At 68.6% G+C, this 10511-nt stretch carries 9 protein-coding genes and 1 tRNA gene; 6 read left to right on the top strand and 4 right to left on the bottom strand.

Annotated elements, in window-relative coordinates; translation table 11 throughout:
• Positions 1-162: 162 nt before the first annotated feature.
• Positions 163-1167 carry an ArsA-related P-loop ATPase gene (locus ACWEN6_RS07185; protein WP_452569373.1) on the top strand — a complete coding sequence of 335 codons (1005 nt, stop codon included), beginning with the start codon at positions 163-165 and terminating at the stop codon, positions 1165-1167.
• 139 nt (positions 1168-1306) lie between these two features.
• Complete coding sequence (locus tag ACWEN6_RS07190; RefSeq protein ID WP_380830000.1) at positions 1307-2407, top strand: ArsA family ATPase; 1101 nt, start codon at positions 1307-1309, stop codon at positions 2405-2407.
• A gap of 131 nt (positions 2408-2538) precedes the next feature.
• On the opposite strand, the gene ACWEN6_RS07195 is transcribed toward ACWEN6_RS07190, so the two are convergent.
• Complete coding sequence (locus tag ACWEN6_RS07195; RefSeq protein WP_114029663.1) at positions 2539-2835, bottom strand: WhiB family transcriptional regulator; 297 nt, start codon at positions 2833-2835, stop codon at positions 2539-2541.
• A gap of 269 nt (positions 2836-3104) precedes the next feature.
• Here ACWEN6_RS07195 and ACWEN6_RS07200 point away from each other — a divergent pair, with 269 nt between their 5' ends.
• On the top strand, positions 3105-5369 hold the full coding sequence (locus tag ACWEN6_RS07200; RefSeq protein WP_452569374.1) for a transglycosylase domain-containing protein: 2265 nt from the start codon (positions 3105-3107) through the stop codon (positions 5367-5369).
• A gap of 236 nt (positions 5370-5605) precedes the next feature.
• Here ACWEN6_RS07200 and ACWEN6_RS07205 read toward each other — a convergent pair whose 3' ends face one another.
• Complete coding sequence (locus ACWEN6_RS07205; RefSeq protein WP_380829999.1) at positions 5606-6061, bottom strand: GatB/YqeY domain-containing protein; 456 nt, start codon at positions 6059-6061, stop codon at positions 5606-5608.
• A 153-nt stretch (positions 6062-6214) separates the two neighbouring features.
• On the opposite strand from ACWEN6_RS07205, the gene ACWEN6_RS07210 reads away from it, so the two are divergent.
• Positions 6215-7120 (top strand): metallophosphoesterase, encoded by a 906-nt coding sequence (locus tag ACWEN6_RS07210; RefSeq protein ID WP_452569375.1) that lies wholly within the window; start codon positions 6215-6217, stop codon positions 7118-7120.
• Positions 7121-7217: 97 nt separating this feature from the next.
• A tRNA-Pro gene (locus ACWEN6_RS07215) sits at positions 7218-7291 on the top strand.
• Positions 7292-7370: 79 nt separating this feature from the next.
• Here the strand turns inward: ACWEN6_RS07215 and ACWEN6_RS07220 are convergent.
• Both ACWEN6_RS07220 and ACWEN6_RS07225 read right to left on the bottom strand, forming a co-directional pair.
• Entirely contained in the window at positions 7371-7553 is a 183-nt protein-coding gene (locus ACWEN6_RS07220; protein ID WP_452569376.1) for a hypothetical protein, read from the bottom strand.
• Positions 7554-8016: 463 nt separating this feature from the next.
• Entirely contained in the window at positions 8017-8457 is a 441-nt protein-coding gene (locus tag ACWEN6_RS07225) for a type II toxin-antitoxin system PemK/MazF family toxin (protein WP_452569377.1), read from the bottom strand.
• Between the two features lie 1376 nt (positions 8458-9833).
• On the opposite strand from ACWEN6_RS07225, the gene ACWEN6_RS07230 reads away from it, so the two are divergent.
• Complete coding sequence (locus tag ACWEN6_RS07230; RefSeq protein ID WP_452569378.1) at positions 9834-10229, top strand: hypothetical protein; 396 nt, start codon at positions 9834-9836, stop codon at positions 10227-10229.
• The last annotated feature ends 282 nt before the right edge of the window (positions 10230-10511 follow it).

Genomic DNA, 10511 nt, shown 5'->3' on the forward strand with positions numbered 1-10511 from the left:
GACGAGTCCAGGCGGCCCGGCCGCCACGGTTGTGGACAACTCCGCCGCGGACGGCCACCCCTGTGGACGACCGGCCGCGCGGCAGTGTGACCTGCGTCCCAGGTACGCCCTGAAGAGGGCGGACGGCGAATCGAAAAGTGACCGTTGGGTAGCCTTCGGAGGGTGAGCGCTCGCGACACCGATTGGGACGGCGTACGACTGCACGTCGTCACCGGCAAGGGCGGCACGGGCAAGACCACCGTGGCCGCCGCGCTGGCCCTCGCCCTGGCGGCGGGCGGCAGGAAGGTGCTGCTGGTCGAGGTCGAGGGACGCCAGGGCATCGCCCAGGTCTTCGACATCCCGCCCCTGCCGTACGAGGAACGTAAGATCGCCGTGGCCCCGGGCGGCGGTGACGTGTACGCCCTGGCCATCGACCCCGAAGAGGCCATGCTCGAGTACGTCGAGATGTTCTACGGGATGCGCAGGGCCGGCAAGGCACTCAGCAAGATCGGGTTGGTCGACTTCGCGACGACCATCGCCCCCGGGCTGCGCGACGTGCTCGTCACCGGCAAGACCAGCGAGGCCGTGCGCCGCCGCGACAGGGCCGGCAGGCGCGTGTACGACGCCGTCGTCATGGACGCGCCGCCCACCGGGCGCATCACCCGCTTCCTGAACGTGACCACCGAGGTGGCGGGGCTCGCGCGCATCGGCCCGGTGAAGAACCACGCCGACCTGGTCCGCGGGGTCGTCGCCTCGCCCGAGACGGCCGTCCACTTCGTCACCCTGCTGGAGGAGATGCCGGTCCAGGAGACGCTGGACGGCATCGAGAGCCTGCACGAGGCCGAGCTCCCCGTCGGCGGCGTCTTCGTCAACATGGTCCGGCCCGAGCTGCTGCCCGAGGCGACCCTGGACGTCGCGGCCGACGGAGGCGTCGATCCCGGCGAGCTGGCCCTCGGGCTCAAGGCCGCCGGGCTCGCCGAGGGCGGCGCCGGCGCGTCCGAGATCGCCGAGGCGCTGGCCGTCGAGGTGACCGAGCACGCGCGGCGCACCGCCCTCGAACGCCGCGAACGGGAGTCCCTGGCCCTGGCCAGGACCCCGCAATACGAGCTGCCGCTCCTGCCCGACGGCGCCGACCTCGCGGGCCTGTACGAGCTGGCCGAGGCGCTGTGCTCCCAGGGAGCGGCGTGAAACCCTCTCCGGGCACCTCGGCCAATGCCTGCGCACCTGTGAACTCTCGCCCAGGGGGGACCCTCACATGACCGCCTCCACCGCGGCCGCCGCCGGCCATCCCGGGGACGCGCCGCGCCACACCTCGCCGGTCCTGCACATGGACGCCGTCCTGGACGATCCGCACACGCGCATCGTCGTGTGCTGCGGCTCGGGCGGCGTGGGCAAGACCACCACGGCCGCGGCCCTCGGCCTGCGGGCCGCCGAACGAGGCCGGCGCGTCGTCGTGCTGACCGTCGACCCGGCGCGCCGGCTGGCGCAGTCGATGGGGCTCACCGAGCTGGACAACACCCCGCGCCCGGTCGCCGGCGTCGAGGGCCCCGGCGAACTGCACGCGATGATGCTCGACATGAAGCGGACGTTCGACGAGATCATCGAGGCGCACGCCGACCCCGAGCGCGCCCGGCAGATCCTGACCAACCCCTTCTACCAGTCTCTGTCGTCCAGCTTCTCCGGCACGCAGGAGTACATGGCGATGGAGAAGCTCGGCCAGCTCCGCCGGTCGGACGAATGGGACCTGATCATCGTCGACACGCCGCCGTCCCGGTCGGCACTGGACTTCCTGGACGCCCCGGAGCGGCTCGGCCGCTTCCTCGACGGGCGGCTCATCAGGATCCTCATGGCCCCGGCCAAGGCGGGGGGCAGGAGCGCGTTCAAGCTGCTCAACGCGGGGTTCGGCCTGGTGGCGGGCGCGATGACCAAGATTTTGGGGGCGCAGTTCCTCAAGGACATCCAGACCTTCGTCGCCGCCCTCGACGCCGTCTTCGGCGGGTTCCGGCAGCGAGCGGAGCAGACCTACCGTCTGCTCCAGGCTCCCGGCACCGCGTTCCTCGTCGTGGCCGCGCCCGAGCGGGACGCGATGCGGGAAGCCTCGTACTTCGTGGAGCGGCTGGCCGAAGAGAGCATGCCCCTGGCAGGTCTGGTGATCAACCGGGTGCACCGCTCATCGGCGCCATCCCTGTCGGCCGCACGGAGCACCGCGGCCGCCGAGGACCTTGAATCGCGCGGCGAGCATGAACTCACGGCCGCCGTGTTGCGGCTTCACGCCGGACGCATGCAGCTCGCCGCGCGGGAGCACCGGGAGCAGGAGCACTTCGCGTCGGCCCACCCCACGGTGCCGATCGCCGAAGTGCTCGCGATGCCGGAGGACGTGCACGACCTCGCGGGCCTGCGCGAGATCGGCGAACTCCTCGCCTCCTGATGTCATCCGGCGGCGTGCTCCACGACCGTCCGGACGACGCTTCGATCGCCCCCGATGAGATGACTGAGGGGGGCCGTGACCAGCCCCCCGGCGCCCTGGTGGGCCCGGGGCGACCGCCCCGGCCCCTGAACTCAGCCGGCGATCAACTCGTTGGTCCGCTCGTACTCTTCCTTCGCGACCTCCAGGAGGTCACGCCATGAGGTGACATCCGGCCGGCGCCTGAGCAACGCACGCCGCTCTCGCTCGGTCATCCCGCCCCAGACCCCGAACTCGATGCGGTTGTCCAGTGCGTCCGCGAGGCACTCCGTACGGACCGGGCACCCTCGGCAGATGAGTTTCGCCCTGTTCTGGGCGGCACCCTGCACGAACAACGCGTCAGGATCCGCACCTCGACAGGCGGCACGGGAGGTCCAATCCGTGATCCACATTTCGACCCCACTCCCCTATAGGTGGTCAGTCGTCACTTGGCGGCCGACGGGCGCGGGCGTCGAGCCTCCTTATTCAGTTGCCGCAGAGGAGAACGTACGCAACCAGACGTTGGGACCGACAGACCCCGGGCGGGTCAATTTCCCGCATGGTCATGTCAGGCCATGTGGCCGGGAATGACTAGTCCTCCCCTCGCCGGGTAGCGCCCGAGTCAATGCGAAATGGACTTTGGGTACCTATTGAGTCAGTGGTTCGACATACCCTTGGTCTCGTGCGAGCTCAACGCAAGGGTCTGGGATCCGTAGTAGCGAACCTGGTGCGGCTCATCGCGGCCGCCGTCGCCGCGGGCGTGCTCGCCGCGGCCGTCGCGCTGCCCACCGTCGGCGGGGCCGGCATAGGGGTCAAGAGCGCTTCCGACGTGCTCAATCTCAAGCCCGAAGACCTCAAGGAGCCCGATCTCCCGGAGAAGACGGAGATCAAGGACTCCAAGGGCAAACTGATCGCACAGTTCTACTACCAGAACCGCGAGTCCGTGCCGCTGGACAAGGTGGCCCCGGTCATGCGGCAGGCGATCATCTCCATCGAGGACTTCCGCTTCTACGAGCACGGCGCCCTCGACCTGGAGGGCTTCGCCCGCGCGATGATGAAGAACTTCCAGTCGGGCGGCGTCTCCCAGGGCGGCTCCTCGATCACCCAGCAGTACGTCAAGCAGGTGCTGCTGAACAAGGCGGAGACCAAGGAAGAACAGCTGGCGGCCATCGCGCCGACGGTCTCGCGCAAGCTCAACGAGCTGCGCTACGCCATGGGCATAGAGAAGAAGTACACCAAGGACGAGATCCTCGAGCGCTACCTCAACATCGCCTATTTCGGCGCCAGCGCGTACGGCATCCAGGCCGCGGCCAAGCGGTTCTTCGACAAGCCCGCCTCCAAGCTGAACCTCGAAGAGGCCGCCACGCTCGCCGGGGCGGTGCAGAACCCCAACGCCACCGACCCGAACCTCGGCAAGCAGCACAAGGCGGCCCTGCTGGCCCGCCGCAACACCGTCCTGGACCGCATGCTCGAGCTGAAGAAGATCACGGCCGAGCAGGCGACGGAGGCCAAGGCCAGGAAGCTCGTCTTCAAGGACAAGGACATCCCCGGTGGCTGCGAGGAGAGCAAGTACCCGTACTTCTGCATGTACGTGCAGAACGAGATCCGCAACGACCCGCAGTTCGGCAAGACCCAGAAGGCCCGCGAGGAGTTCCTCAACCGCGGCGGCCTGACCATCAAGACCACGCTCGACACCAAGATGCAGAAGGCCGCCGACAAGGCCATCAAGAAGTGGGTCTTCGCCTCCGACAAGCCCGTGGCCGCCGAGGCGCTGGTCGAGCCGGGCACCGGTGAGATCAAGACCATGGCCGCCAGCCGCAAGTACGGCCGGAGCAAGAAGAAGAACCAGTCCACCTACAACCTGGTCGCCGACGCCGCGCACGGCGGCGGCACCGGCTTCCAGGCCGGTTCCACCTTCAAGGTCTTCACCCTCACCACGGCGCTCAAAGAGGGCATGAAGTTCCACGACGGCATCAACTCCGGCAGCAGCTTCCAGGCCAACGGCTACAGCGACTTCAAGAACTGCAAGGGCGAGAACGTCGGCGACCCGAGCCACGTCGCGCACAACGCCGAGGGCGGCGGCGGCTTCAGGACGCTCCAGACCGGCACCTGGGGGTCGGTCAACACCTTCTTCCTCGCCCTCGAGCGCAAGGTCGGCCTCTGCGACGTGGTCAAGACCGCCAAGGACCTCGGCATCAAGCGCTCCGACGGCGGCAAGCTCCAGGAGGTCGAGACCTTCACCCTCGGCGTCAACGAGATGGATCCCGTCACCGTGGCCAGCGCCTACGCCGCGCTCGGCGCCCGCGGCAAGTACTGCGAGCCGATGGCGATCACCTCGATCACCGACCGCACCGGCAAGACCACCGACTTCAAGCCCTCGTGCAAGCAGGCCATCGACGAGAAGGTCGCCGACGCGGTCTCCGACATCCTGTCCGGCGTGTTCACCAAGGGCACGATGAAGGGCGTCGGCGGCATCGGCCGGGACGCGGCCGGCAAGACCGGCACCACCGACGGGGAGATGACGGCCTGGTTCGCCGGATACACCCCCGACCTCGCCGGCGCGGTGAGCCTGGGCGACCCGCGCGGCTCCTACACCCACCCGCTGCGCAGCATCACCATCGGCGGGCGCTACTACAGCGAGGTGTTCGGCGCGACCATCTCGGGCCAGATCTGGAAGGCCACGATGCTCGACGCCCTGTCCGACATCGCGCCCTCGTCCTTCACCCCGCCGGACATGAGCCGCTTCGGCGGCTGCAGTGGCGGCTGCGCGCCCAAGCCTCCGAAGGATCCGATCGAGAACAACGGCACCGGCTACCCGGTGCCCGACGACCACAAGCCTGACCCGAACCTCGGCGGCCCTGACAACAACCGCGGCAAGGGCAAGCGCGGCGGCGGCAACCGCGGGGCCGACATCACCCCCGTCACCCCCGTGCTCCCCGGCAACTGAGCCGCCGGCGATCTCTCGAAGCGCCCTCCCCGGGTCACCGGCGGAGGGCGCTTCTCATCTCAGGGCTCAGAAGGTCGGCCACGGAGCCCCAGGAGGTCGCCCTTGAGGACCCAGGAGGTCAGACCTGCGGCTCAGGAGGTCAGACCTCAGGCTCGCGAGGTCAGACCTCAGGCTCGCGAGGTCAGACCTCAGGCTCGCGAGGTCAGACCTCAGGCTCAAGAGGTCAGGCCTCAGGCTCAGGAGGCCAGCCGGGCGCGGACCGCCTGCGCCACCCGGCCGCCTTCGGCGCGGCCGGCGACCTTCGGGTTGAGGACCTTCATGACCTGCCCCATGGCCTTCGGACCCTCGGCCCCGCTCTCGGCGATGGCCTCCTGGACGAGCCGGTCGAGCTCCTCGTCGCTCAACTGCGCCGGGAGGTACTCCTCGAGCACGGCGTGCTCGTCCTGCTCCGCCCGCGCCTGCTCGGCCCGGCCGGCGCCCGCGAACGCCTCCGCGGCCTCCCGGCGCTTCTTGGCCTCCCTGACCAGGACCTTCACCACTTCGTCGTCGCTGAGCTCGCGCGCCGACCTGCCCGCGACCTCCTCGGTGCTGACGGCGGCGAGGGCCATGCGCAGCGTCCGGGTCCGCACCTCGTCACGGGCCTTCATCGACGTCGTGAGGTCGGCCTTCAGCTTGTCCTTCAAAGCACTCATGAGCACCATCTTGCCGTGTCCCCGCACCACGATCACCGCCATTTCCCCGCTCACCCCCGTCAAGCCTCGCCCTGCACGGACCACCACGGTCGATCACGGTCCGCGCTCGGACATCAGCGAGCACCAGGGACCGGGCTCGGGCATCATTGAGGGGTGAGGAAAGCTGCCGCGGTACCCCTGTCCCTGCTCGGTCTCGGCGTCGCCGGGCTCGGCTACGCCTCGGTGATCGAGCGCAACTGGTTTCGGCTCCGCCGTTTCGACGTGCCGGTGCTCGCCCCCGGCCAGCGGCCGGTACGCATCCTCCAGATCTCCGACCTGCACCTCACCCCAGGGCGCACCCGCCTGATCAACTGGGTCAGGTCCCTGGACGCGCTCAACCCCGACCTCGTGGTGAACACCGGCGACACCCTCGCCCACCCCGACGCCGTCCCCGCCTACCTGAGCGCCGTCGAGCCCCTGCTGTCGCGCCCAGGCCTGTTCGTCTACGGGTCCAACGACCTGTACGCCCCCCGGCCCAAGAACCCCGCCCGCTACCTCTGGAGCTCCTCCAAGGGCCCGAAGCAGTCAGTCCCCAACCTCCCGTGGCCCGAGCTCGGCGCGGGCATGACCGCCGCGGGCTGGCTCGACATGAACAACACCACGGCGCGGGTCAAGGTCGGCGACCTCGACGTGCACGTGGGCGGCATCCACGACTCCCACATCAACCGCGACCGGTACGACGAGATCGCCGGCCAGGCCCCCGCCGACGCCGACCTCCGCCTCGGCGTGATGCATTCCCCCGATCCCGCCAACATGTCCCGCTTCGCCGCCGACGGCTACCAGCTCCTGCTGGCGGGCCACACCCACGGCGGCCAGCTCTGCATCCCCTTCTACGGCGCCCTGGTGACCAACTGCGGCATCGACCGCGCCCGGGTGAAGGGCCTGCACCGCCACGACTCGGCCTGGCTGCACGTCTCGGCCGGCCTCGGCACCTCCCCCTACGCCCCGGTCCGCTTCGCCTGCCCCCCCGAGGCCACCCTGCTCACCCTCGTCCCCCAGCGCCGCCCCGCCCGCTCCTGATCTTTCAAACCCCCTGCCCGCTCGGCCGGATCTGGATGACGCACCCATAGCCAAAGTCCGCTAGACTCATGCGAGCACGAACAACCCGCTCGTGCACCGGGGTGTAGCGCAGCTTGGCAGCGCGCTTCGTTCGGGACGAAGAGGCCGTGGGTTCAAATCCCGCCACCCCGACCCAGATCGAAGGCCACTTGCGATCATCGCAAGTGGCCTTTTTGATCTCCGTACAGCAGCGAAGTACAGCGACGCCGCCCTACGACCCGTCGAGGGTCTTCCCCAGCCGCTTGAGCGCCTTCCTCGTGGCCTCCGACGTCGCCTCCGTGTAGACGTTCATGGTGACGTCGATCTGGCTGTGCCGGAGGATCCGCATCGCCACCCGGGGATGAACGTCGAGCGCCGCGAGGAGCGTCGCACAGGTGTGCCGAGTGTCATGCACAGTGATCCTCCGCACTGACCGTGGTCTCGATCAGCCCAGCAGCGTGATCGCTCCGCCTGAAAGCGAGGGTCGCCTCGCTCGCAGCCTGGTCAGCGAATACGGGACATGTGCGGGATGATCTTTCGAGGCCCACAAGCCACCAAAGCTGTTCGCACAGCTCACGCTAGACGAGTCAGCCGCACGACCACCGCTCTTCTCGAGCGGGTGCCGTAGGTTCGGATCCTGCCGGAGGCACTCTTATGGGCAGGCATTACACCCCTCGACCAGCGCATTCCTTGATCGCCGGTGGTTGATCCGACGCAGGCGTAGACCGCTGTACGCAGCCGTAGGTCAACGATCGCGAACCATGCGCGAACCAGTCCCCGACAACGTTTCCGCATTCCTCTTGAACGTGAGGCACGGCTTCCTGTTCGTGACCTTCAACCTTAAGCCGAGGCCCGCCCAGTGATCATTTGGCCGGGTTCTATGCGAACGGCCAGCCATAGCGTTGGTGCAGGACCGTGGCGACACGGGCGAACCTGGCCCGGTCAAGGATGGAGCCCTCACGGCGGATGCCGTCCTCGTCGAGTTCGAAAACCCGGTCCACGCGCAGGTAGGAGACCCGACCCTCGCGATCCCAGGTGCCGGAGCCAAGCTCCAGCCAGTCATCCCGGTCGAGGCCGGGGTCGCGACTGGACAGCAGCATGCCCAACAGCCGGCGCCTATGGCGGCCGACGAGCAGCAGGGGCCTGTCCTTGCCGCGTGTGGCGTCCTCCTCGTACGGCACCCAGGCCCATACGATCTCGCCGGGATCGGCCAGGCCGTCCAAGTTCGGGGAGTATTCCAGGGCCGCCGCCCCCTCGATGTCGTACACCTGCCGTACCACGCCGCGAACAGGGCGCGGATCCTCGCCAAGATCACGCATGCCTGCAGCCTAACGCCATGCCTCGCCTCGCCTATGTTCGGCCTCCCACTCCAGCGCCCCCGCTCCGCCAGGGCCGGCCGAGGCCGTCGATGCCTACGCGATCTCACAAGTCGAGGGGATGATCGAGCCCGGTCCTCCGGTGACGGTGACAGATCTGTTCCTTGAGCGTCCTTCGGCGAAAACGAGCGTGGACGCATTCAGCGCTCTTCGCGCGTCTTGCTGTACAGCAGCGCATTCAGCAACACTCCCGCACAGTCCCGATCTCGGCCTGGCATCACCACATGCTCAGCCAGGCTGTCAGCACTGCTCTGCCGGTGGTTCGGAACGGAGAGGCCGTGGGTACAGATCCCGCCACCCCGACCCAGCTCAAAGGCCACTTGCGATCATTGCAAGTGGCCTTTTTGATTCGCCGCGCTGCCGGCCAACGGCCTGGCATATGACGAACCGGCGAAGACCTTCTACCTCACCGACTCGGTCCTCGGCTCCATCGTCACGGTCCCCCTGCACGGCGGCTCCGCCCGGGTCTGGTCGTCGGCACCGGAACTCGCCGCGGCCGGATTCCTCGGCGCCAACGGGATCAAGGTACGGCACGGCGCGATCTGGGCCACAAATCTCGACCGGGGCACCCTGCTCCGAATTCCGATCAGGCAGGGGCGCCCCGGACCTGTCCAGGTCAAGGCCACCGGCCTGGCCGGCATCGATGACATCGCCTTCTCCGGTGGAGAGGACGACGAGGTCATCGCGGCCATCAACGCCCCGAACAAGGTGGGCGCATCGGCACCGACGGCCGAGCCGTCACCCTTCTCACCGCCGGACTCCAGAACCCCACCTCGGTGGCGGTACGCGGCCGGACCCTCTACGTGCTCAACGCCGCCTACATCACCGCCACCGACCCCAACCTGATCCTGGCCACCATCGGAGCGTCCCATGCATGAGATCGAGTTCGGTGACGTCACCTGGGGCCGCCATTTGTGAACCGGCCAGGCGGATGGCCGACTCCGTCATCACCACCCAGTCTGCGGAGAGTCGAACCTTCTGATCTCCGCGCACGTGGTTGATCGGAAAAGATGGCACGAAGCTGTTGAGATCGCGCCGGACGACAGCGCGGCTCATCATCAAGAAAGCTGGGTATGCGCATGAAGCGTTCGCTGGCACGGGCCGGAATGCTGCTGTCGGTGACGGTGGCGGCGTGCGGCGGTCAAGGCTCGACGAGCACGCGGACGGGTCCTGCCCCATCGGCATCCCATCCGGCGCCATCGACATCTCGGCCTGCCCCATCGACCTCTCGGTCGGCCGCCACTCCCGCGAGGGGCTATTCGTACGAGCTACGGAAGAGCGACATTCCTTGGCATGGCGCCGGAGATCCGTACAACGCCATGGTCGGACTGGGCGACGGGCGGCGGGTGGCCATGCACTACCGGCGTGGCAAGGGGCTCTATGAGCAGCACTCCGACCCGCAGGCCGGCGGGTGGACGAGGCCGAGCCTGATCTACGGCACGACCACCGAGGCGTGCCAGGGGATCTCGCTGCGGGCCTTCGGCGGGACCGTCACGGCCACGGCGGACTTCGGTCACTACTGTTCGGACGGCGAGCCGCCGATGGAGTCGATCGCGGCCGTGGGGGTGGGGAACCTGCGCAGGTGGGACCACCATGTGACGAGGAGCTTCGACGGCTGGGAGAAGGTCTCGGCGGGCGATGGCGGGAAAGAGATCACCTTCAGACGCGGGTCCTCCACGCTCCGCTGGAGCAGATCCACCGGGTTCTCGAAGTGAGAGGTCGGGTCGGGGCTGCGTGGATCGGGCGGGCTCGGTCGTGTGCCGAGCCCGCCCGTCCAGTTCCATGCGGGTCCTGAGGGCGTGCCGTGGTGAGGCTCACCGCCAAGGCGCGTGCCTTGGCGGTGAGCGTCCGAGAGCACTCGGCCGGACCGGTGTCAGGTGGTTACCGCTGGAGGGTCAGCAGGCCCGGGCGGTAGGGCAGCAGGCCGTAGTCGACGCCGTTGGAGCTGGGGCTGCGGCCTTGGTAGAGCAGTTGCAGGTTGCAGGGGTCGACGGTCT

Source organism: Sphaerisporangium sp. NPDC004334, from assembly GCF_053602655.1.